The 22,746-nt window shown below is 72.6% G+C and carries 17 protein-coding genes; 6 read left to right on the top strand and 11 right to left on the bottom strand.

Annotation, left to right across the window (positions count from 1 at the left end):
- Positions 1-639 precede the first annotated feature (639 nt).
- The 7 genes from ACZ516_RS13465 to ACZ516_RS13435 form a co-directional block, all read right to left on the bottom strand.
- Positions 640-2,457: an SDR family NAD(P)-dependent oxidoreductase gene (locus tag ACZ516_RS13465; RefSeq protein ID WP_469010144.1), complete on the bottom strand. Its 1,818-nt coding sequence runs from the start codon at positions 2,455-2,457 to the stop codon at positions 640-642.
- A gap of 72 nt (positions 2,458-2,529) precedes the next feature.
- Entirely contained in the window at positions 2,530-5,031 is a 2,502-nt protein-coding gene (locus ACZ516_RS13460) for an acyltransferase domain-containing protein (protein ID WP_469010481.1), read from the bottom strand.
- Complete coding sequence (locus tag ACZ516_RS13455) at positions 5,012-6,460, bottom strand: beta-ketoacyl synthase N-terminal-like domain-containing protein (RefSeq protein WP_469010480.1); 1,449 nt, start codon at positions 6,458-6,460, stop codon at positions 5,012-5,014. The genes ACZ516_RS13460 and ACZ516_RS13455 overlap by 20 nt, the downstream gene beginning before the upstream one ends.
- Before the next feature lie 195 nt (positions 6,461-6,655).
- On the bottom strand, positions 6,656-7,534 hold the full coding sequence (locus ACZ516_RS13450; RefSeq protein ID WP_469010142.1) for a class I SAM-dependent methyltransferase: 879 nt from the start codon (positions 7,532-7,534) through the stop codon (positions 6,656-6,658).
- Positions 7,535-8,104: 570 nt separating this feature from the next.
- On the bottom strand, positions 8,105-8,836 hold the full coding sequence (locus ACZ516_RS13445; protein WP_361081911.1) for a hypothetical protein: 732 nt from the start codon (positions 8,834-8,836) through the stop codon (positions 8,105-8,107).
- Complete coding sequence (locus ACZ516_RS13440; RefSeq protein ID WP_467465870.1) at positions 8,833-9,180, bottom strand: DUF6114 domain-containing protein; 348 nt, start codon at positions 9,178-9,180, stop codon at positions 8,833-8,835. Before ACZ516_RS13440 ends, ACZ516_RS13445 begins: the two co-directional genes overlap by 4 nt.
- Positions 9,177-9,716, bottom strand: coding sequence for a DUF6230 family protein (locus tag ACZ516_RS13435; protein ID WP_469010141.1), 540 nt, complete (start codon positions 9,714-9,716; stop codon positions 9,177-9,179). Before ACZ516_RS13435 ends, ACZ516_RS13440 begins: the two co-directional genes overlap by 4 nt.
- Positions 9,717-10,084: 368 nt before the next feature.
- Between ACZ516_RS13435 and ACZ516_RS13430 the strand changes: the two genes are divergently transcribed.
- From ACZ516_RS13430 to ACZ516_RS13420, 3 genes are read left to right on the top strand one after another with little or no spacing between them, the layout of a single operon-like run.
- Complete coding sequence (locus ACZ516_RS13430; RefSeq protein ID WP_361081917.1) at positions 10,085-10,255, top strand: hypothetical protein; 171 nt, start codon at positions 10,085-10,087, stop codon at positions 10,253-10,255.
- A 12-nt stretch (positions 10,256-10,267) separates the two neighbouring features.
- Positions 10,268-10,618, top strand: coding sequence for a GNAT family N-acetyltransferase (locus ACZ516_RS13425; protein WP_361081919.1), 351 nt, complete (start codon positions 10,268-10,270; stop codon positions 10,616-10,618).
- Entirely contained in the window at positions 10,600-13,506 is a 2,907-nt protein-coding gene (locus ACZ516_RS13420) for an ATP-binding protein (protein WP_469010138.1), read from the top strand. The genes ACZ516_RS13425 and ACZ516_RS13420 overlap by 19 nt, the downstream gene beginning before the upstream one ends.
- A 15-nt stretch (positions 13,507-13,521) precedes the next feature.
- On the opposite strand, the gene ACZ516_RS13415 is transcribed toward ACZ516_RS13420, so the two are convergent.
- Entirely contained in the window at positions 13,522-16,239 is a 2,718-nt protein-coding gene (locus ACZ516_RS13415; protein ID WP_469010137.1) for an ATP-binding protein, read from the bottom strand.
- A 205-nt stretch (positions 16,240-16,444) separates the two neighbouring features.
- On the opposite strand from ACZ516_RS13415, the gene ACZ516_RS13410 reads away from it, so the two are divergent.
- Positions 16,445-17,308 carry a helix-turn-helix domain-containing protein gene (locus ACZ516_RS13410; RefSeq protein ID WP_469010135.1) on the top strand — a complete coding sequence of 288 codons (864 nt, stop codon included), beginning with the start codon at positions 16,445-16,447 and terminating at the stop codon, positions 17,306-17,308.
- Here the strand turns inward: ACZ516_RS13410 and ACZ516_RS13405 are convergent.
- Positions 17,279-18,376, bottom strand: a complete 1,098-nt coding sequence (locus ACZ516_RS13405) for a helix-turn-helix domain-containing protein (RefSeq protein ID WP_469010134.1) — start codon at positions 18,374-18,376, stop codon at positions 17,279-17,281. The genes ACZ516_RS13410 and ACZ516_RS13405 overlap by 30 nt on opposite strands.
- 353 nt (positions 18,377-18,729) lie before the next feature.
- Between ACZ516_RS13405 and ACZ516_RS13400 the strand changes: the two genes are divergently transcribed.
- Positions 18,730-19,713: an alpha/beta hydrolase gene (locus tag ACZ516_RS13400; protein ID WP_469010132.1), complete on the top strand. Its 984-nt coding sequence runs from the start codon at positions 18,730-18,732 to the stop codon at positions 19,711-19,713.
- 13 nt (positions 19,714-19,726) lie between these two features.
- Here the strand turns inward: ACZ516_RS13400 and ACZ516_RS13395 are convergent, their stop codons facing one another.
- Positions 19,727-20,683, bottom strand: coding sequence for an AraC family transcriptional regulator (locus tag ACZ516_RS13395; protein WP_361081931.1), 957 nt, complete (start codon positions 20,681-20,683; stop codon positions 19,727-19,729).
- A 47-nt stretch (positions 20,684-20,730) separates the two neighbouring features.
- A complete protein-coding gene (pdxR, locus tag ACZ516_RS13390) occupies positions 20,731-22,209 on the bottom strand; it encodes a MocR-like pyridoxine biosynthesis transcription factor PdxR (protein WP_469010131.1) in 1,479 nt (492 codons plus the stop codon).
- Between the two features lie 47 nt (positions 22,210-22,256).
- Here pdxR and ACZ516_RS13385 point away from each other — a divergent pair, with 47 nt between their 5' ends.
- The gene (locus tag ACZ516_RS13385; RefSeq protein WP_358698154.1) at positions 22,257-22,709 is read left to right on the top strand and encodes a carboxymuconolactone decarboxylase family protein; all 453 of its coding nucleotides are present in this window, start codon (positions 22,257-22,259) and stop codon (positions 22,707-22,709) included.
- Positions 22,710-22,746 lie beyond the last annotated feature (37 nt).

Genomic DNA, 22,746 nt, shown 5'->3' with positions numbered 1-22,746 from the left:
TTCGATCAGCCAAGCGTCAATGGCCCGGTGGGCAGTAAGGACTTCCCCGTGCGCGCGCTGCGTCTGATCGGCCAGGCGCATGGCAAGGGCGGCTGTTTCGCAGTAACGGCCGACGGTGGTTCGCAGCGCCCTCGATGCGTCCAACTCGTGGGCGGACGTCCCGGACACGACCGTTGCTCCCGTGCTTGCCGCGGAGGGCCGCGGTGCTCGTCCCGGTTCCGCGGAGGGGGCTGGGATTACGGACAGGGGAGTTCCGTTTCCGGGCCCTTGCGGCGGAACCGGGCGGACGGGCACGGCGACCGGCAGGGGAAGCGGCAGACCTTCGAAGTCCAGCTCTTCCATCATCCCTGCCCGCGTCGTTCATGGATGGGGGACGGGGGATCACGCTTTTCTCCACATTCTTGACAATGGCCTCGGGAGCTGCCCAGAGCAGCTTCACGCGCGTCCAGCGTTGGTGGACGCGGCCGTCGGGAGCTGCCGCGACGAGTGTGCACTCACCGAACAGGGGATGGGTTTGGTCATCGTGTACTTCGACCACGATGGCGAAGGGCTCATCGTCCGGCAGGGGGGTGAAAAGCTCCAGACGCTCGAATGCGACCGGTACCGGAATACGGGCGCTGTCGGGCTGCGGCACAAGGGTCACCAAGGCGGCCTGAAGCAGCAGGTCAACGCGGGACGGTAGAGCTGCCCCGCATAGGCGCCGTTGGCCAGGGCGGGCTCACGCATGCGCGCGGCCAGCACCGCATGTCCGGGTCCCTGCGTCAGCACGTTTCTCAGACCCCTCAACGTCGGGCCGTGGAAGAGTCGGCCGTCATCGTATGCGGGGTGCGGGGTAACGCCGATCTCGTACGGGGGCAGCGGAACGCGGGGTGCGACGGCCGGCTCGGCGGCCTGCCGGAAGACGCCTTCGTACCGAAGTTTTCCGTCCGGCTCAGGGTCGTGCACCGATGCGGCGATGGTGGTGGGGTCCTCCTGGGGCACCAGTGTGACACGGAAGCGCTCCTGGTGGCCCGGAGGGAGGAGGACGCCCTTGGCGATGTTGAAGTTCTCGCAGATGACCACCGGATGCGCGCCGCCCAGCGCCCGCTCGACACTGTGCACGCCCCACCCGACGGCGGCTGTCATGGGCAGGACCGGGACTCGGGCGAAGCGGTGGTCATGAAGGACTGGCTCCCGACCGAGGCCCGCCACCGGACGGTGAGCGGTCCGCCCCGCTGCTGGCAGCCGCTCGAGCCTGCGGTAGAACGGGGCGGTCGGCCCGACGACGGTGACGCCGCTCCACCTGGTACCGGAGGCCAAACGGCCAAGGAAGTGGGTGGTCCCCTGTTCCCGGGTGAGTACCGGAACTCCGGCGTCGGCGAACACCTCGTGGATACGGCCCGCCATCCCGCCTTCCCAGGGCCCCCATGCGATCGGCACCACTCGGCACTGAGGGTGTGCGGCCTGGAAGGCGCAACCGACCCTGTTCACCGCCTCGTTGGCCAGTGCGTAGTCACTCTGTCGCAGGTTGCCCCAGACCCCCACCACAGAGCTGAACAACACCAGGTGTCGCAGACGGTCGGGTTCGAGCGCGTCGAGGATGTGACACAGGCCACTGACCTTGGTCTCCACCACCGAGGCGACGGAGGAGGCGGCGGCGTCCCGCAGGGGCCGGTCGCCGAGCACTCCCGCTCCGTGGACGACGCCGGTGATCCGTGCCGCGTACGGCGCGAGGACCGATGTCACCTGGGCGCTGTCACGGACGTCTGCCGAAACGTAGTGGGCTTCGGCCCCATGGGTCCGCAGGGCCGCGAGTGCGGAGCGGATCTCCCGCTGGGTGAGCAGCAGCCGAGCGTGCCGTGTGATCTCGGCGGCGGTCGCCGGGACGGATGGATCCTCTCCCGCCGCCCGGGCGCGTTCCCCCAGCGCCTCACGGAGGTGTTCCTCGGTGTGCAGCTCAACGGCCCAGCCGGGCTCTTCCTCCAGGGGAGTACGGCCGAGGAGGAGATACCCACAGGCATGCCGGGCGGCGAGTGCCTGCACGCTCCAGGATGTGATTCCTCGTGCGCCGCCGGTGACGAGCAGGAAGTCGTCCGCGGTGAGTTCGACGTCGACGTCGCGGGCCGGCAGGACGGGATCAGGCGACCGGGACAAGCTCGGTGTCCGCCGTCCGCCGTCGGTGTCGAGTCCGACTTCGCACACGTCCGTCGCCAGGTCAGCGATCTCGGCCGCGAATGCCGTGCCGATCTGCTCGGTGGTCGACCCTGGGGCCAAGTCCACAGCCCGGCAGAAGAGGGTGGGTGCCTCGAGGGCGGCGACCTTGACCAGTCCACCGATGCCACCGGCCAGTGCCTGGAGCGCGTCACCGCCCGTGCCGGCGTGACCGAGGGCGCCGTCCAACTGGGTCACGGAGACCAGGGCGGCGCGGGTGCCGCTTTCGGCCGCCGACTGCAGACGGGGCAGCACGTGCTTGGTCATGAGGACGGCGTGACAGAGCCGTTGCGTCATCCGGCACCTGTCGTCGTCCGCGTCGCGGCTGAACGGCAGGACTCACAGATCCACGCGCGGGTCGTCGGCGAGGAGCTCTGTGAGACACGAGACAGTGCTTGCCTCGTCCCAATCGGGGAGCACGGCGTGGTCCGCGGTTGCCGGGCCGTCGTACGTCGTGACACCGGGGAGGTACAGCAGACGTGTACGCCAGCCGAGAGCCGTCAGCGTCTCTGACAACACGGTCGCCAGTTCGCCGCCGTCATCGAGCAGCAGGGCGGACGGCCGGTCCGGGTAGAGACCGACGCAGACGTCCACAGGAGGAAGAGGACGGAGCGTGACGAAAGTGGGGCCGGTGTCAGAGCTCAGTGGCGTGATGACCAGTTCCGACCGGGATTCCGTCCGGGTCAGGACGCTGCGTAGCATGTCCGTCAGTTCCCCGACCGTCCTGGCCTCGGTGAAGCGGTACAGATCATCGCGGCCGATGGCGGGATAGCGGCGCCAGATCTCCGCGCCGATCTCGACCTGCTTCAGCGAGTCGATGCCCAGCTCCTCCTGGATGTGCATCCCGGGCTCGATCATGTCGATGACGTAGCCCGTCTTCTCGGCGACGACGGCGCGGCAGACGTCCTCGAGTTCCGCCAGGTCCACTTCCTCGGTCGCCACCGCGAGCTTCGTGAGCCCGGCCCCGTCCTGGTCGGCCGCCCAGAGTTCAGCGAGAGCCGTTTTCGTGGGCGGTGGTGTCCGGTCTTCGCCGGTCCTGGGGTGTGCGGCAGGTGCGCTCGGCTGCGTGGGCAGCGCCGGCGTTGCGCCTCCCTCGACGGCGAGGGGCGCCAGGCTGTCGCCGTTGGAGCGGGGCGAGACGAGCGCTGGATTCTCACCCCCTGACTGATCCGGGACGTCTCCCGCAGAGGGAATGCGCAGCAGACGTGACACGACCTCGCTCGCCCGCTCGTGCGTGCGACACACCGCCATGCTGTGCTCGGCGACGGTGTGCACGGCTGTGGCCAGCGTCGTGTCGAGCCCTTCGCCCTGGCTGCCCCGCTGGAGCAGGTCCGTCAGCTGCTCCGCCGTCCGCAACTGGGCGTCCAGGTAACGGGTGTGCACCGCCAGATGTTCTGCTGCCGCACGAGCCAGGGGATCGTCCTGAGCCGCTGTGGCGACCACCGCAGGGTTCCCTGACGAGTTCCCTTCGCCCCACTCGGAGGGCGCGGCCACCCGTGCGGTGTCCTCGGCGAGCCGCTGCTCATGGGCCGGCCGCAGATCTTGCATCGCGAACATCGGTCCCTCCAAAGTGCGTGCGACCTTGGAGGGTTGCGCCTTGTCTTTTCGCGCGACCTGAGCACACGGGTCGACCACCGATGCCATGACTCCCAGAACGGCCAGCCTTACCGCTGCTTCCTTCAGCACGGCGGCACCGTTCGTGCCGGGACCGTGGTCGCAGGCGATCGTCTCCACCTCGCGGTCGCCCAACGTCCGCTCCACCAGCTGTGTCAGCATGCGCCGCGGCCCGAACTCGACGAAGACACGCACTCCGTCCGCGTACATTTCCTCCAGACGCGCGGCGAAGTCGACGGGTTCGAGTAGCTGTTCGACCAGCGTGCGACGGTCGGCGTTCTCATCCCCGGTGTACGCGGCGCCCCTGGTGGCGCTGTAGACCTGTAGGGACGGCGCGGTGAAGGCGGTCGCGGAACAGGATGCCGCGAACGCCTCGGCTGCGTGGCCCACGAGCGGCGTATGGAACGCAGCCGCCACATCCAGCCGCTTCGCCCGCACACCGCGGGTGGCACACAGCTCGGCGAACCGGAGGGCGGCCGCGGTCGGGCCCGCGACTGTGTACTGCCCCGGAGCGTTGTACCCGCTGACCGTCAGTCCGGGGATCTCGCCGAGCAGAGTCTCGAGTTCGGCGCAGGACGCCTGGACCGAGATCATCGTTCCCGGGTCGGTGTCCGCACCGGCCGGCAGCTCCATGGCCCGCCCGCGGGCGCGGGCCAGTTCTGTGAAGGCGCCGTCGTCCAGCACCCCGGCTGCCCACAGTGCGGTCAGCTCACCGAAGCTGTACCCGAGTACGCCCTGGGGTGTGAAACCCATCGTCCGCAAGTACCGGTACTGCCCCATGGACAGAGCTCCGATGGCTGACTGGGCATGTCCGGTCCGACGCAGCCTCTCGTGCCCGGTGTCCGGCTCCTCCGCCATTGGAGGGGGGAAGACCGCTTCGGCGAGGCTGTCGTTCGAGGGGAAGTGGACGTTGGCGTCGTCGAAGGCGGCGCGGACGGGGGGGACCGCCAGAGCCGTGCTCAGTCCCATGTTCACGTACTGGCTGCCCTGACCGGCGAACAGAGCGCCGACGCCCGTCTCGGGCGGCAGTGCCGAGGAGCGGTAGTGGATTCCGCGGGAGTGCCGCCATTGGGGCAGGCCGGTGTCGTGTCGCAACCGGTCAGCAGCGAGAGCGAGCAGCTCGTCGTACTCCTCCACGCCAGTCGCCACGAAGCCGATGCGGGCGTGCTGGGGCGGAGGCGGTTCGGTGGCCGGGGGGTTCCCCCGCTCAAGACACCGCAACAGCATCCGGTGCGTGCCACAGGGCCAGGCGAGGGACGTCGTGCAGGGGGTGCTCACGGTGGTCGCCCGAGCCTGGATACTCCTCCAGAACGGCGTGGTAGTTCACCCCGCCGAAACCGAACGACGAGACCCCGGCCCGACGTACTGGTCGGGACGGGTCGAGCACCCACGGGCGGGCATACGTATTCAGGTAAAGGGCGCTGTCCCCGCCCACCGTCTGGGCATGGGGCTGTCGCACGTTGATGGTGGGCGGCAGCAGCCGGTGGTGCAGTGCCAGCGCCGCCTTGATCATTCCTGCGGCACCCGCCGCGGCCTTGGTGTGTCCGATCTGGGACTTCACACTGCCGACCGCCGCGAAGTGATGTTCTTTCGACCCGGACAGCACCTCGCTGAGCGCCTTCAGCTCGACATCGTCACCCGCCCGGGTACCAGTGCCATGGGCCTCGATCAACTGGACCGCCTGGGGAGGGCAGTCCGCGTCGCGGTAAGCCCGTCGCAGCGCCGTGACCTGCCCGTCGATGTGCGGGGCGTAGATGCTGTCCGTTCTGCCGTCGCTGGAACTGCCCAAGCCCCGCAGAACCGCGTAGACGCGATCACCGTCACGCTCAGCATCCGCGAGGCGCTTGAGCACCAGGATGCCGATGCCCTCGCCCACCAGGGTGCCGTCGGACTTGGCATCGAACGGACGGATCTGTTCGCTCGGGGACAAGGCGGGAGTTTTGCTGAAGCACATGAACGACACGATCGCGTTGTCCGCGTCGCAGCCACCGGTGAGCATCAGGTCCGCCCGTCGGCTCTGCAGCTCATCCACGGCTGAACGCAGCGCGGCCAGGGAGCTGGCACAAGCGGCATCCACTGTGTGGTTGGCCGCTCCCAGGCCCAGCCGATTGGCGATTCGTCCAGAGACGACATTGCCGAGGACGCCGGGGAAACTGTCCTCCGTCCACTTCGGAAAGGCCGCCAGTTGGCTGCGCACGACGGCGTCGACCGTGTCCTCCGGCACGCCCTGGGCGCGCATGACCTCGGCCACTTGGGGCACGAACAGCCGGGCGGCCAGCGGCAGGAGAGTGGAGTTGGTGCCGCACACTCCGAGCACCACGCCGGTGCGTGCCGCCTCGTACCAGTCCGCTCTGCCCTGCCCCGCGTCTTCGAGGGCCTCCTTGGCCACGACAAGACTCAGAAGTTGCACCAGCCCTGTCGAGTCAAGGGTGTTCGGCGGCATTCCGAACTCCTTGGGATCGAACACCTCCGGGGTCAGGAAACCGCCGCGTCGGCAGTAGGTCTTGTCCTGGGCGAACGGGTCCGGATCGTAGTACTCGTCCGTGCGCCACCAACTGGACGGCACGACGTCGGAACAGTCGCGCGCGGACACGACATTGTTCCAAAACTCCCGAACGTCGCCTGCTTTGGGGAAGCGTCCCGCGAGCCCGACGATGGCGACGGGGTCTTTGGCAAGCCGTCGGTCAATAGTGGATGGTTCAGGGCAGTGTGTTGCACCAGGACCTCATGGTGTGGGCGTAGGAGTGGGATGACGTCAGCCGCTGCTTACTTGTTCGGAGGTCTGCACATGCAGCAATGGAGGTATTGCAGAGCCGTCGCGCGCCTGTGGAAGGATGCCATCCGCGTTATGTCAAGGGGTTTCCGCGTGGCAGAAAGTCGTGTCGAGGGGTGGACCATTCCGGGTGTCTCCCGCACGCGGGAACGTGATGCGCACAGTCGCGGGAATGCACCCGCGTACGAGGGGGACACGGTGGCCGAGGCGGTGGAACAGCCGAAAAGGACCAGAACTGTGCTGGGCTGGGACATGTGTCACGGATGTTCCTGCGGGCAACTGGGACCGCAAGTGTCCCAGGCTGCGCGGTGACAGGCTGCTGGACATGGCGGGGACACGGAATTCCCCGCACCGCAGCTTCTTGAGCCGGGACAAACCGACGAACCACCAGGGCGCGGTGTCAAAAATGGCGGTGTGGCCGGGATACCTCTGCCCGAGTGCGCGGAGCAGGCCAATGACCTGCCCGGGTTTGAAGTACATGAACAGACCCTGGGCGGTGATCAACAACGGAGCACCGCTCGGCACTTGTTCCGTCCAGTCGAGGGCGAGCACTGAACAGGGAATGTGGGTAACGCGGTCCGATGGCGGCATCAGCTCCTGTCGCAACCGAATGACATCAGGCATGTCGACACCGATCCAGCGCAGTTGACCGTTATCCACTCGCCAGAACTGTGTGTCGAGACCCTCGCCCAGATTCACGACTACGGCGTCGGAATGGCGAGACAGGAACAGCCGGATCTCGGCATCGAAGACCCTGGCACGTTGTGCGAAGTAGTGCGCCATGAGCGAAGTGCGACGTCCCATGACGGGGCCCAGCGTCTGTCGCCTGCGCTGAATCTTGAGGAGAACCTCCTGGGCCACGGTGTCGTGCAGGTGCATGGTGCGGTGATGCAACGCCCACACGGCCGTCAGAGCAACTCCGCTCAAGGGGGCGATGCGAGGTGGCTCCTGACCCATAAAAGTCTCCTTGTGACGCGCTGCGGATCGGGCTACAGCCGATATGCAAACTGTCCTCTCGGTACAGCAACACCAGTCGAGGGAGGGTACCGGTAGGAAAGGACTCGGCCCGGGCCAACTCTTTGCAACCGGCGGGAACCGGCGAGCCGTTACTGGCGTCGCCCAGAGCTTTCGTGCCAGGTGAGAGGCGGTCGTGCGGGAGGCGGTGCGCTCCTGTGAAGCGGCAGTCTTAATACCCGGACGGGTGAGGAACGTGGCATGTGAGCGACGCTGTAAAAGGGATTATGAATACGATCGACAAATTCCGGACGCCCGCTCATGCCCGGCTCCGAGCCAGCTCGCTCGCCATGGCAGGTCCGGCCACGCGGGGCGCGAAGCGCATGACCGGACCCGTGGCGCAGGACGAGGGCGTGAGGGCCGCCGAGTTGCTCTGGCTGCACGTACAAGGCGATTGCCACACGGCAACGCGCGCTCGTCCAGCACGCTCCGGGCCATCGCGCAGTCCTTGGTAGCCGCAGGAAGGCTGAGCGCGGGGACGGCGCGAAGACAGTGTCGACGGCGAAGAGGGCGTCATACGTCCCCTGGGACCGGACCCGCGCCGTCCGGGGCGGCGTCCCCGCAGACGCCGCTGCCCGGGCCGATCGTCACCGCCGTGCCCGCAGCCTCACCGGCCTTCGCCCACAGCCCGTGCGCGACCACCGCGTCCAGCCGCAGGAACGGGACGGGCACGGGCGGCAGTGCCCGGGTGGAGACGGTCAGGGGCAGGACGCCCAGGAGCCTCCCGCGCAAGATCGCCGCACGGAAGAGGACAGTGCCGGTCAGGGAGAACTCCTCGGCGACCAGGCACGAAGCTGCCTCACCGCGCCCGTGACGGATGCGGGCCCTGGACAGGTGGATCGAAGAGGCCCGGCACAGGTCCGCGGCGGGCGGACAGTAGAGGCCCGTGACGGACAGGGTGGCCGCCCGCAGCGTCGTCCCGCCGGACTCTGCGGTCCGTCTGCCCGGTGCGGCTGAGGTCAGGCAGTCGGCCAGTGCTCGCGCCGCCGTCTCACGCTGCCCTCGCCGGGGTTGAGCGGAGGGCAGGGTGCCGGGAGCACAGCCGCGGTCAGGCCCCGCTCCGTCAGGGGAAGCGGCGCCCCTCGGCCCGCCGGAGGGCGCGGCACTCTCCGGGGCGGGAGCGAAGACCTCACCGGAGGGGCCGGCCCGCCCCGCCTCGTCGGCAGTACCTACCCAGGCCGGCGTGAGGGAGGCGGTCAGGCCCGCGCCCACAGCGAGCCACAGCCGCGCACGGCCAGGGCTCACCCGCCGTCCCCCGCGGCCTGGAGGGACGCGGGTCGCCAGGCCACTGCCAGGGCTCCGCCGACCAGCGCGAGCAGCATGCCCAGGAGGAAGCCGCCCAGGTTGGCGAACGGATAGGAAAGGACACCCAGGGCGATGGCGGCAGCTCCGCTGAAGCGGGCGCGTGCCGGCGCGGTCCACAGGTGCACCGCGCAGCCGACCAGCGCGAGCGCGAGCATGACGGTGGCCGCCCCGCTCACTCCCTGCACCGGCAGCAGGCCGACCTGGGCCAGTGGAAAGTAGCCGATCTCCGCCCCGGCGGCGGCGACGCACACGATGGCCCCCCGCGGGCGGTGTCCCCGCCTCACGCGCACGGGTGCTCCCCCGCGCGGACGTCCATGGTGGCGTCGCCCAGCGTGAACAGCCCGGCGGTCAGCGACCAGGCGTCCATCCTCATGTGCCGGATCGTCAGTGAGTCCGCGTACTGACCGTACGTTCCCGGCGCTCCTCGGGCGCCGCGCAGCGTGGCGGCGTCACGCCCCATCTCCACCGCGTGGAACCGCATGTCGCCCCGGATGGACGACAGGTCCAGCGCCAGCGACGAAGCCTTCACCGCCCGGTGGTCACCGGAACGGATCCGCAGCGTCGCCGTGCCCAGCGGGGTCCGTGCCACCGCGGACTGGCACAGCCCGTACAACGCGGCCTCCTCCAGCCCGACCGCGGCGACCGCGTGCCGCCTCCCCGACGTCTGCTGACGGAACGAGGCGAACTGCGTCACCCCTTCGGCCTCCAGCCTGTGCGCCGTGACGGTGAACGGGCTGCCCGCCACGGCGAACGACACCGGGATCGCCGCCGCCGTCGTGGCCGCGACCATCGCACCGGCCAGCACCAGCGCGCCGGTCACGGCGAGCGCGAAACGCCGCCAGTCCGTCCGTCCGCCGGCGCTCCGGTGACGGCTTCCGGTGACACCTGGTACGCGTACGCCACAGCGCCTCATGAGGTTGCCTCCCGGAAGACGGTCTCTCGCCGGTTAACGAGCCGTGTCCGGCGCAGGTGTGCCGCCCATCCGGGTGATCGACGACACGGCCTACGGGCAATACCGGTGATCTGACCGTGCGCCAGGGGCCCTTGGCGCCCATGGCGCGATCCACGTGCAGGGGAACAACCGCGTGGGGGAAACTGCGCACCCGTCCATCACCTGATGCCGGCCTTTTGCTGCCCTCCCCCAGCGAACTAGGCTGTTGACGTGCACGAACGCCCCGTCGGTATGAGATGTCGTGGAACTTCATCGGCCGCAGCCGTGACGACATCGTCGAGGCCGGGCGGGCATGGCAGGACGCCTTCGACCGCTTCGGCACCGTCCCGGGCTGCGCGGGCGGACGACTGCCCGGCCCCGCCCTGATCCGTGTACGCCTCACGCCGCGCGCCGACCCACGTCCCTGAAAGGCCACCCCCATGACACGACCCGTCCCCGCCCCCGTCGTCCGCCGCGTGGACGCCCGGCACCGTTACGAGATCCTCGTCGGCGACACCACCGCCGGATTCACCGCCTACCGCGACCAGGAGGGCCGACGCGTCTTTCACCACACCGAGATCGACGAGGCCTTCGCGGGACAGGGCCTGGCCGCGACCCTCGTACGAGAGGCGCTGACTGACGTGCGCGCCGCGGGCAAGCGGATCGTGCCGGTCTGCCCCTACGTGGCGAAGTACCTCCACAAGCACGGCGACTTCGCCGACATCACCGACCCGGTGACTCCCGAGGTGCTCACCTGGCTGAGGGACAGGGCGTGGCAGCGGACCTCATGAACGACGGCGGCGGTGAGCGGACCGCCGAGGTGCTCGCCGGGCGGGACGCGCACCTCGCCGTCATCGAAGCGGCCCTGGCCGGTATCGCCGACGCGGGGGCGTCCGTACTGCTGCGGGGCGACCCCGGCATGGGCAAGACCGCGCTTCTGGCGGCCGCGGAGGCGATGGCGCGTGACGCCGGATTCCGGGTGCTGCGGATGACCGGCGCCGAGGCGGAGACGGGCCTTCCCTTCGCCGCCCTGCACCAGGTGCTCTGGCCGCTGCTCGACGGCACCCGGGCGCTCCCCGGCGAGCAGCGCGACGCCCTGGAGAGCGCGTTGGGCGTGCGCGAGGGCATGCCGCCCGAAGGGTTCACCGTGGCGGGAGCCGCGCTCGCGCTGCTCGCCCACGCCGCCGCCCGGCGCCCCGTCGTCGTACTCCTGGACGACCTCCAGTGGGCCGACCCCTCCAGTGTCGCCGTCTTCGGGTACCTGCGACGGCACCTGACGCCCCTGCCCCTCGTCCTCGTCGGTGCCACCCGGCGCGAGGGTGACGCGGGCGGCGGGGCCGGGGGTGCGCAGGAGAGCGGGGACACCGAGAGCCTGCCGGGCCGGGTCATGGACCTGGAGCCCTTGGACGCGGAGCAGTCCGAACGGCTGCTGCGCACGCTCCACCCGTGGCTGCCCGCCCCCGCGCACCGCCGCGTGCTGCGGGCGGCCGCGGGCAACCCCCTCGCCCTGCACGAACTCCCCGCGCAGGTGCGGAGGTTGGCGCCCGACCACCCCGCCCTCCTCGCGGACCCCCGCGCCGAGGACGGTGACGAGCCCTTCGACGAACTGCCGCTCGGCGCCCGGCTGGGGCGGCTCTACGAGGACGGGTTGCGCGCCCTGCCGGACGACGCCCGCCAACTGCTGCTGGTCGCGGCCGTCGGCGGCTCCTTCGCCCAACGCGTCGGCGCCCTGCGCGCCATGGCGCGCGAGGTCACGACCACGCCATGGGACCGCACGCAGCGCCACATCGAGGCGTCCGGCCTCGCCCGCGTCGACCTCATGCGCGACCGCGTACTGTTCCACCACCCCCTGGTGCGCGCCTGCCTGGCGCACATCGCCTCCCCGGCGGAGCGCCGCGCCGCACACCGGCTGCTGGCCCGGCACCTGCCCGCGAAGAGCCCGCAACGCGTCACCCACCTCGCGGCCGCCGCCGTCGGCACCGACGACGGCCTCGCGGAGCTGCTGCACGCCGAGGCCGACAACATGGCCGCGCAGGGCGGGGACGCCGAGGCCGCCGGGATGATGGCGCGCGCGGCGGGCCTGACCCCCGACCCCGCGCGGCGGGTGGCGCGCCTGGTCGCCGCCTCGGTCATGGCCGCCCGCGGCGGGCGGCTGCGCCTGGCGGCGGAACTCGTCGCCCAAGCGGAGTCCGAGGCCCGCCCGGAACGTCCCCGGCCCGCCGCCCCGCACGCCTTCGCCGTCGCCTGCACCCGGCTCCAGCTGGCGGGCGACCCCGCACCCGCCGTCGAACTGCTGCCCGGCGCACTGGACCTGCTGGCAGCACCCGAGGGCCGGGACCAACGCGCCGGGCTGCTCGAACCGATGCTGTTCCTGCTCATCGTCGTCGCCGTCCACACGGGGGACGAACGCGCGTGGGTCGCCGCCGAACGCCACGCACCTGGCGCCTCGCGAGCGGCGGCGCTGTGCCGGCGTGCCTGGGCGGGGCCACCCCCGCACACCGCGACCGGCACGCCTCGCGACACCGGACGCGCCGTCGCCGGCACCGACGACCTGGCGGGGCACCTGCGCGAGGCCGTCGCCGCGCTGCCCGAGGACCGGGAGACTCCCGCCGCCTGGCTGCTGCTGTGGGCGGCCGCCGCGCTCGACGCCGTCGGCGAGTACGAGGCGCTGTCCCGCCCCTTCGCGCGCGGCCACGCCGTCGCCATCCAGGCCTTCCTCGACGGCCTGCGCGCCCACGACGACTTCCTGCACGGCCGCTGGGACGCGGCCCTCGCGCTCGCCCGCGACGGCGCGACGACGTCCCGCTCCCACGGACACGTCTTCAACGAGCTGCTGTTCCTGCAACAAGCCGGTCAAGTCCTCGCGGCCCGGGGCGAGTGCGAGGCCCTCGCCGCCCTGGAAGCCCCGCTCGTGGGCGCGGCACGCGGGCAGCACGCGCACCGCGTCGCCGAGCGGCTGCACGGCCTGAAAGCGCTGTGCGCGCTCGGCCACGGCCGGGCCGACGAGGCATGGGACCACGCGCGCTCGCTCACCGCACCCGGCGTGCTCCCGCCGCGCTCCCCGTGGTTCCACCTCGGCCTCCTCGACTGGATCCAGGCCGCGGTCGACAGCGGCCACCGGGCGGACGCCCTGCGTCACCTGCGGGCGATCAGGGATGCCGGCACCGCGCCCACCTGTGCCCACCACGCCTTCCTGGCGGCCATCGCCGAAGCCGTCGCGGCCGACGACGACGCGGCGGACACGCGCTTCGAGGCCGTCTACGCCTTCCCGGGCGCGGCACAGTGGCCCTTCCCGCTCGCCAGGGCCCAACTGGCCCACGGCGCGGGGTTGCTGCGGCGCGGACAACACGTCACGGCGGTCACTCTGTGCCGCGCCGCACGCGACACCTTCACCCGGCTCGGCGCCACGTCCTGGGCGGCACGAGCGACGCGCGAACTCGACACGGCGGCCGCGCGCCCAAGCGGCCATCCCCTGCTCTCCGCACAGGAGTTCCGCATCGCCGAACTCGCCGCCCAAGGACTGACGAACCGGCAGATCGGGGACCGGCTCGGCCTGTCGCCGCGCACCATCGGCGCACACCTCTACAAGGTCTTCCCCAAGCTGGGCATCACGACCCGGGCCGGAGTGGCCCGCGCCCTGGCCCTGACCCCGGCCGAGCGGCCGGGCGGTCCCGCATAGGGGCGCCGGGACGGCTCAACCGCCCGGCAGCGCCCTGGCCAGTGCCGCCCGTGAGGAGATGCCCAGCTTCGGGAAGATCCGGTAGAGATGGGCCCCCACCGTGCGCGGGGACAGCCGCAACGCGGCACCGACCTCCTTGTTCGTCAACCCGGTCGCCACCAGGCGGGCGATGCGCAGCTCCTGCGCCGTGAGCCCACCGCCATCCGCCGAACCACCGCCCAAGGGGGCCTCGACGGCGCGCAGTTCGGACCGGCACCGCGCCACCCACGGCTCGGCCCCCAGGGCGCGGAAAGTACGGCAGGCGGCCCGCAGTACGCCGCTCGCCTCGGCGCCCCGCCCCCGTCGCCGCAGCCAGGAGCCGTGCGCCAGCCGCAGCCGCGCCCTCTCGAACACCCACTGACAAGAACCCCGCACGGCGTACGCGGCCGCATAGGCCGTATCGGCATCGCCGTCGTCGGCCGTCATCGCGGTCGCCGCCGCCAGCAGGAAGGCGTGGTGCGCCGAGATGCCGTCCATCCGCGCCGCCCGGCCCGCCGCCACGTGCGCCAGCGCCTCGGCGCGGCGCCCGGACCCCAGACAGGCGTCCACCAGGTCGAAGAAGGGCAGATGGAACCACGCCAGACCGCACGGCAGCTCACCGGGTGCCATCAGGCGGCGCAGCCGCGCGTACGCCTCCTCGTGCCGGCCGTTTGCCAGCAGGACCAGCGCCTCCAGCCGCTCCAAGTGGTCGGTGACCAGCCGCATCCGCGCCCTGGCGGCGGCCGGCCCGATCCGCTCGCGCACCTCGCGCAGCGCCGGCGCGTCCCCGCGACCGGCAAGGAAATGGGCGTAGTAGAACCGGAACAGCAGCGCGTTGCAGTGATACCCGGCCTCGTCCGCACGCTCGGCCGCGGCCACGGACTCCTCGGCCGCCTCCCACTCGCCCCGCAGGAACGCCTGGTGGTACCGCGCCTTGGCCACCGAGCCCTGCGTGGCGTAGGCGTGCTCCCCGCCGAAGAGCCGCCACAGGTCGGCGTCCGCCGCGTCGACGGCCGCCGCCGCCCACAGCACCAGCCAGGAGTTCCCGGCCTCCCGTCCGGCCGTCATACGTGCCGTCAGCACCCGCAGATCGGCCTGCGCGCCATGCGCCGTGCGCGGCGGGTCCGCCCAGGCGCGGTGGCACAGCCGGGCGGCGGGGGAGACATGCGCCGTGTACCGCTCCAGGGCCCGCCGGCCCCGGGCGTCGCCCGTGTACGACACGGCCAGCAGCAGCTTGAAGAACATCTGCTCCACGAGGTCGCCGCTGTCGGGAGCGCCCGGCGCGGTCAGCGCGGCCAGCGCCCCGGGCAGCAGCTCGATCGACGACGCGAAGTCGACGTGGTGGCTCTGATCGACGTACACGACCGCGTAGGCGAACAGCGGGGCCACGTCCTCGGGCACCGGCCCGCGCCGCACCTCCTCGACCAGGTTCGCCGCGTGCGCGAGCCGCCCGCCCCGCGCCGACATCACGGCCGCCCAGGTCAGCCGGCGCGCCCGGTCGCCGGGGTCGGGGCCGAGCGCCGCCGCGCGTTCGAGGAGCAGGGCGGCCTCCGCGTCGCCGCCGCGCAACGCGATGCGCTCTCCCGCCCGGTGCAGCCGCGCGGCGAGCCGCTCGTCGGGACCGTCGGCGGCCAGCGCCTCGTGCGTCAGCCGGCGCGGATCGTCCTCGCGCAACCGTGCGGCCAGCGTCCGGTGCGCGGCCTGCCGCTCGGCCCATTCCGAGGAGGCGATGACGGCGCTGCGCACCAGCGGGTGCCGGAAGACCAGCCGTCCCGTGGCGTCGAGCCGGGCAAGACCGCTCGCCTCGACGCGCTCGACAAGTTGCTCCGTGCGGCCGAGGCCGGGCTCGCGGAGCGCGCCGCCGCCCGTGGCGTCGATCCCGTCCAGCGCCGTGAGCAGCAGCAGCCTCCTCGCGTCGGCGGGCAGGGCGCGCAGGCGCCGGGCGAAGAGCGACTCGAGGCGCCGCCCCAGCGGCAGCCGGTCCGGCAGCGGCACCACGCCCCTGCGGTGCCCGTACGCCAACTGGCCGGGCAGTTCGGCCAGCGCCAGCGGATTGCCGACGGCCTCGTCCATCACCCGCTGCGCGGTGGAGGGCGCCAGGCCCGGATGCCAGTGCCGCAACAGCGCCCGCGCGTCCTCCCGGGACAGCACCCCCAAGTCCACCGTGTGCTCGTCCCGCCCCGGAGCCGCCCCGTCCTCGGCACGGCTCGCGCCGACCATGACCACGCGCAGCCCGGTGATCCGGCGGTGCAGGAAGACGAAGACGGCGACGCTGGAGGAGTCCACCCAGTGCAGGTCGTCGACGAGGATCAGCACCGGACGCCGGCGCGCCTCCTCGGCGAGCAGCGCCAGGACCGCCGCGCCGACCATGAAGCCGCTCGGCGGCAGGCCCTCCCGTAGCCCGAGGACCCTTTCCAGCGCGGCCAGTTGGGGCCCGGGCAAGGCGCGTGCGTTCGCCCACAGCGGCCGCAGCACCTGGTGCAGCGCCCCGAAGGCGACCCCGGTCTCCGGCTCGTGTCCCGCCGCGCGCAGCACGGTGAAGCCGTCGCCGTCGGCACGCGTGGCGGTCCAGTCCAGCAGCGCGCTCTTGCCGATGCCGGGATCGCCCCGCAGCACGGTCGCCGAGCCGCCCGCGCCGGTTCGCGCGTCGTCCAGCGCCCGGCCCAGCAGCGCGCGTTCGCGCCGTCGGCCGACGAACACCGTCCCGTCGCCCATCGCCGCCCCCTGTCCTCGGTCAGCCCAGGAACACCGTGACACCGCGGCGTTGCCCCAGTGTGCACGGCTCCTGCCCCTGCCCGCAGAGAGCCCCCCACGGCCCCCCACCTGGGACGGAGCGACCACAGGATGGATCCGCGCGGACCCGCGCCGAGCACCGGCGACCGCGCGCAGCACCGGACCGACGCCCAGATCAGGGGGACTGATGAACCCGATGCCCGCGCCCGCAGGCGCCGACGAGCACGCACTCGGCTTCCTGGGGGTGAGCACGCTCCGCGGCACAGCGCCCAGCGTCGTCCGCGTGCCCACCGCGGAACAGGGCGGGCCGTACCTCCTGCTGGGCTTCCACACGAGCGGCGAGGCGACGCTCGTCCGCCGGGGGAGCGCCGTGCCGTGCCGCCCCGGGGACCTCTTCGTCGTCGACGGGACGCAGCCCGCCGTCCTGCGCGAGTCCACGGCGTACGAACTGCACCTGGTCCGGATCGCGCGCCGCGCCCTGACCCTGACCGACCAGCAGGCCACCGACCTGAGCGGCCGGGCCCCGGCCGCCGACGGACCGGTGGCCTCGCTGCTCGGCACGCTCCTGCGGGAACTGGTCGCGGTGCCCGCCCAGGACGCGCCCCGGACCGCCCTGCGGCTGGCGGGCGTCGTCGCGGAGCTGGTGGACCTGCTGGCCGTGCAGGACGCCGACCCCGGGCCACGGGGCCGCGCGGAGCTGGTGGGGCGGCTGCGCGCGTACGTCGACGCCCATCTCTGGGACCGGAACCTGACGCCCGCCACGGTCGCGGCGGCCCAGCACATCTCGATCCGCTACCTCCACAAGCTCTTCGAGGGCCACGGCAGCACGGTCGGCCGGTGGATCCAGCACCGCAGGCTGGAGGAGGCCCGCCGGGAACTGGCCCGCCCCGGGCGCGACGGCATCACCGTGTCGGCGGTCGCCCGACGCTGGGGTTTCGCCAGCGCCACGCACTTCAGCCGCAGCTTCCGCGCGGCGTACGGCATGTCGCCCAGTGACTGGCGCGACGGCCGGACCGGGCCGTCAGCCGATGCCGGGCCCGCCTCCGGCTGACCGGGGCCCCGGGCCCGCTGCCGTCGCGGTCGGCGCCGCGAGGCCCGACGCCGGGGAGGCGAGCACCAGGCGGCGCCACTGCTGCGGCGGGTGACCGTGCACGGCCTTGAAGGCGCGGCTGAAGTGCGCGGCGCTGCGAAAGCCCCAGCGGGAGGCCACGACGGCGAGTGAGGGGCCGACCCGTGCGCGCCGCGCCAGCTCCCGCGCGCACTCCTCCACCCGGCGGCGCTGGACGAGCCTGCTCACCGTGGTGTCCTCACCCTCGAAGAGGCGGTGCAGATAGCGGACGGAGATGAAGTGCGCCGCGGCGATGCGCTCGGCGGACAGCTCGGGGTCGCCGAGGTTCCGGTCGATGAACCGGCGGACGGACAGGACGAGGTGGCGCGGCCCGTTCTCCGCCGCCTGCCCCGCTTCCCCGGCCGGCTCACCGACGAGGGCGGCGACCGCGTCGGTCACCACGCCCCCGAGTCGTTCCGCCACCGCTGCGGGGATCGGGGCCGCGGACTCGTCCAGATGCCTGAGTACGGGGGTCAGCAGCGCGGCCACGGCCGGCGACGGGTCGAGGACACGGGCGGTGGCGCCCCGCAGGACCGCCGCCGGAACGTGCAACGCGTGCACGGGCAATCGGAACAGAAGCGTCCGGGAGCACTCGGCCCGGCCGCCGTACCCCACCGGCCCGGCATCAAGGGCGGGCCCGCCCCCGTCGACCTGCCCACCCGTCAGGGCGACCGAGAAGGGGCGGCTCAGGTCGAGCAGCGCCAGGCGGCCGCTTTCGACGTGGGTGCCCCGGCCGTCCTGGGCTATCAGTGCGGTGCCGGTCCGGGGCACCAGCAGCGCCACCGCCTCCGGGCCCGGGGCCGGGCTCGGGCGCCGGGTGAGAGTGAGCGGCCCGGTGACGCAGGTGATCATGTCCACGTATCCGAAGTGACGCAGTGTCACGGAGCCGGCCGTCGCGGCGCCCCGGGGGACGTCTTCCTCGACGGGCGCCAGCCATCGCGACAGCGCGGCCACGACGTCGGTGGACGCGCCGCCGCCCGGTGAGATCGCCGTACCGGCTCGAGTGCTCACGTGGGTTCCCTTCAGCCGTCCCGGAAGGCCTGTGCCGGTGCGAGGGGAGGGACGGCCGCCCCCTCGCACCGGCACGAGTCTTCCGAAGGTGCCCGGGAGGGGAGTAGGTCATATGACTGCACTTCGACCGACCCGGTCCCGCCACGGGCGTCTCGCGCCGGCGCCCCGCGAACTGTGCACGCAGCGGCACGGACGCGTACCGAGACCCCGCCCGGTTCCCGGCGCCGACCGCCTAGGGTGGGTGCCGCGTGCCGGCAGAGCCGCTGTGCGGCACGGAGCGCCCGCTCGTCCGGCCGTCAGTGCGCGGCGGCGCCTTCGAACGGCCCGTGCCCCGTCCCCGCGCAGGAGTTCCCGTGCAAGAAGACGCCCCAGCCCTGGGGGAGAGACCTGCCCTCGAACGACGGACACGCGCCTTCCTGCGGGAGCACGCCTGGCCCGCCGCCCCGGACACGGACGCGGACGCGGGGGAGTCCAGGGCGCGCATGGCCGCCCTGTGGGACGGGGAGGGCCGCGACGACCCGGACGTCGACGAGGAGTGGCTGGCACTGCCGGGAGACGACGGCCACCGGATCAGGGTGCGCATCCTGCGCCCGGCCGGCAGCGACGACGCCCTGCCGGTGGTGCTGTACCTGCACGGGCTCGGCTGGATGACGACCGACGCCTACGCCCATCGACGGCTGGTGGCCGACCTCGTGCTGGGAGCGGACGCCGCGGTGGTCGTCCCGGAGTACGAGGGCCCGAACGACGCACGGCATCCCGGCGCCGTGGAGCGGGCGCACACCGTCGCCCGCTGGATCGCCCGGCACGGCGGGGAGTGGCGGCTGGACGGGGCCCGGATGGCGGTCGTCGGAGCCAGCGCGGGAGCCCAGCACGCGGCCGCCCTCACGCTCCTCGCGCAGGAGCGCGGTGGGCCGCGCCTGCGCCACCAGGTGCTGATGTGTCCGGTGACCGACGCGGCGATGGACACACCGTCCTACCGTCAGTTCGCGGACGGCTACTTCCTGAGCCGGGCCACGATGCGGCGCTACTGGCAGCAGTACGCCCCGGATCCGGCGAGCCGGACACACGGCACGGTCTCGCCGCTGCGCGCGCCCGTCCACAGCCTGCGCGGCCTGCCGCCGGCGCTCGTCCTCACGGCCGAGGCCGACGTCCTGCGCGACGAGGGGGAGGCGTACGCGGCCCGCCTGAGGGAGGCGGACGTGCCGGTGGTGTCGGTCCGCTACCACGGGACGATCCACGGCTTCGTGCTGTTCGACCCGCTGCGCGGCACGGACGCCTCCCGGGCGGCACGCATCCAGGTGACGGACACCCTGCACGCCGCCCTGCACGCGGCCTGACCGTGCCCTGGGCTCAGGCGCGCCGGCGCCGCCATTCGCCCGGCGTCATGCCGTACTCCGCCCGGAAGCGGCGGCTGAAGTGGCTCGGGCTGCTGAACCCGCATCGGGCGGCGACGGCGGCGACGGTGAGCCGGTCGTAGCGCGCGGCGGCCAGCATCTGGCGTGCCTTCGCGAGGCGTTCGCCGATCAGCCACTGCTCCAGGCTGATGCCCGCCTCGCCCAGCAGGACGTACAGGCCGCGCACCGAGATGGCGTGCTCCGCCGCGATCCGCTCCGGCGTCAGGTCCCGGTCCGCGAGGTGCCGGCGCACATACGCCCTGACCCGGGTCAACAGCGTCTCGTCCAGCACCGACCTGACCGCCGGGGCGTCCTCGGCGTGCGCGGCCGACAGGAGCAGCGCGCGGACCAGCTCCGTGGTGGCGCTCGCCAGCGCCGGCGCGCCCGCGTCGCCCTCCAGGCGCGCCGGATCACGCCACACCTCGCGCAGATGGTTCAGGACCAGGCCGTACAGCGGGCTGGCGGGCAGCCGCAGGGACGCCCTCTCGACGACGTCCGGCGGCACGCCGAGGCGGTTCGCGTCGAACATCATGGCCCGGGAGGCGCCGTCCCCGGACCAGCCGTACACGCGGGACGACAGTTCGTGGAAGACGCAGATGTCGTCCCGGCCCAGCGTCCTGCGCGTACCCCCGACCTCGGCGCGGTGCGTCCCCTCGGTCTGCAGCGAGACGGAGACGACGGGGTTGCTCCGGTGGTGACGCACGTGCCGTTCCGTGCGCCGCACCTCGAACCCGGAATTGCGGGTGGCGAAGAGGTCCAGTCCGCCCACCCGCCACGCCTCCATGCGCGCGTGGATGCCGGCCTCGGGCTCCTCGTGGACGACGTCGTTGGGCACCGACGAGTCGGTCAGGGCGTGATGGAACGCCTCCGCCCGCTCACGCGGCGCGACCTCGTTCAGATCGACGAGAAGCACACATACCCCCACACACAACCGGCCCCCGAGGGGAGCATTCTGCCTCATCAGCGCCGTGTGCCCCGGCCGGTATCGGGCACCTCCCGCGCTGGTACCGGGTCCGGGAGGGCCAGGCACAGGGCCTCCAGAGCGGCGTCGAAGGCGTGGTCGGGCGGGGTGCCGTAGCCGATGACGAGGCCGTCGCGGGGCGGCATGGCGCTGTCGGGGTGGCGGTAGGCGGCCAGGCCTTCGAGGGCGAGGCCCCGGCGGGACGCGGCGCGCACCGCCGCCGCTTCGCTGCCCGGCGGAAGGTCGAGTACGGCGTGCAGTCCCGCGGCGATACCGCCGACCCCGATGTGCGGGGCCCGCGCCCCGAGGGTGGCGAGCAGCCGGTCGCGGCGGCGCCGGTAGTTCAGTCGCATCCGGCGCACGTGCCGGTCGTAGGCACCGCAGACGATGAAGTCGGCCAGCGTGAGCTGCTCCAGGGCACCGGTCCACAGCTCGCGGGCGCCCTTGACGGCGAGGATGTCGTCGACGAGGTGGTCAGGCACCGCCATCCAGCCGATGCGCAGGGCGGGCGAGAGGCTCTTGCTGGTCGAGCCGATGTAGACGACGCGGTCGGGGTCCAGGCCCTGGACGGCGCCGACCGGCTGGCGGTCGTAGCGGAACTCCCCGTCGTAGTCGTCCTCCACCACGAGCCCGCCGCCGGCCCGCGCCCAGTCGATCACGGCGGCCCTGCGCGCGGGATGCAGCGGCCCCCCGGTCGGGAACTGGTGGGCGGGGGTGAGCAGAACCGTGCGGGCCCCCGTCCCCGGCAGCTCGTCGATCACGGCTCCCCGGGCGTCGACGGCCAGCGGGACGGTGCGCCGCCCGGCCGCCGTGAGCAGCGAGCGGTGGAAGTCCAGGCCGTACGACTCGACGGCCACGTCACCCGTCAGGACCCGCCCGAGCATCTCCAGGGCGTGGGCGAATCCGGCGCAGACGATGATCCGGTGGGGCGCGGTACGCACGCCACGGGCCCGGGCGAGGTACTCGGTGAGCGCGGTGCGCAGCTCGACGCGGCCCCGCGGATCGCCCACGCCGAAAGCGTCGTTGGGCGCCGCGTTGAGCGCGCGGCGCGAGGAGGTCAGCCAGGCCGCGCGGGGAAACATGGCGGCGTCCGGCGAGGTCGGCATCAGGTCGTGGGCGGGGCGGCGCACCGGTGGCGCCGAGCGGCGCGAGCGGTCCGGCGGCAGGGGGGTGCTGCGCCGGGCGACCCGGGTCCCCGAGCCCTGCCGCGCCGTGAGCCAGCCCTCGGCGACCAGTTCGCCGTAGGCGTCGCCGACGGTGTTGAGGGCGATCCCGAGATCCCTGGCCAGACTCCGGTACGGGGGCAGCCGGGTGCCCGGGGCCAGCCGGCCGGCGCCGATCGCCTCACGCAGGGCCCGCATCACCTGGTCGCGCAGCGCGCCCGTACCGCTGAGCTCCAGGTGGAAGTCGGTTCCGGCACTCGCGTCCGGCGGCGGGGACCCGCGCCCGCCCGAGGAATTGCCCCATTGATTCGCCACGGTAATGCACCATACCCGGGGGCTAATCGGCTCCTAGAGTTGCGGTCATGACAGCGATTCAGATTCCGCAGCGCATGAACTTCGCCACCGTCGCCCCCAAGGTCTTCAAGGCCGTCCTCGCCCTGGACGCCGCGGCCCGCGAGGGCCTGGACCCGGTGCTCCTCGAACTCGTCCAGATCCGCGCGTCGCAGATCAACCGGTGCGCGTACTGCATCGACTACCACACGGGCGACGCCCGCAGGGCGGGGGAGACCGAGGCCCGCATCCATCAGCTCAGCGGCTGGCACGAGTCCAGCCTCTACACGGCCGAGGAGCGTGCCGCGCTCGCCCTGACCGAGGCGGTCACCCTGCTGCCCGACGGGGTGCCGGACTCCGTGTACGACGAGGCGGCCCGGCACTTCGACGAGGAGCAACTGGCGCACCTCATCGCGCTCATCTTCACCGTGAACACCTGGAACCGGATGAACGTCACCACCCGCAAGACCCCCGGAACCGAGTAACCTCCGCCTCCACCCCGCGGGAGCTCTGGCGACACCT

The organism is Streptomyces sp. NPDC034037 (genome assembly GCF_055575715.1).
The sequence above is the reverse complement of the archived record's forward strand: the minus strand, read 5'-3'. Positions and strand labels throughout refer to the sequence as shown.

Bases quoted from the DNA above. Each gene is read 5' to 3' on its own strand.
- ACZ516_RS13415 (WP_469010137.1), bottom strand. From the start codon at position 16,239: ATGGGCGACGGGACGGTGTTCGTCGGCCGACGGCGCGAACGCGCGCTG.
- ACZ516_RS13450 (WP_469010142.1), bottom strand. From the start codon at position 7,534: ATGGGTCAGGAGCCACCTCGCATCGCCCCCTTGAGCGGAGTTGCTCTG.
- ACZ516_RS13460 (WP_469010481.1), bottom strand. From the start codon at position 5,031: ATGCTGTTGCGGTGTCTTGAGCGGGGGAACCCCCCGGCCACCGAACCG.
- ACZ516_RS13465 (WP_469010144.1), bottom strand. From the start codon at position 2,457: ATGACCAAGCACGTGCTGCCCCGTCTGCAGTCGGCGGCCGAAAGCGGC.
- ACZ516_RS13430 (WP_361081917.1), top strand. From the start codon at position 10,085: ATGTCGTGGAACTTCATCGGCCGCAGCCGTGACGACATCGTCGAGGCC.
- ACZ516_RS13385 (WP_358698154.1), top strand. From the start codon at position 22,257: ATGACAGCGATTCAGATTCCGCAGCGCATGAACTTCGCCACCGTCGCC.
- ACZ516_RS13425 (WP_361081919.1), top strand. From the start codon at position 10,268: ATGACACGACCCGTCCCCGCCCCCGTCGTCCGCCGCGTGGACGCCCGG.
- ACZ516_RS13410 (WP_469010135.1), top strand. From the start codon at position 16,445: ATGAACCCGATGCCCGCGCCCGCAGGCGCCGACGAGCACGCACTCGGC.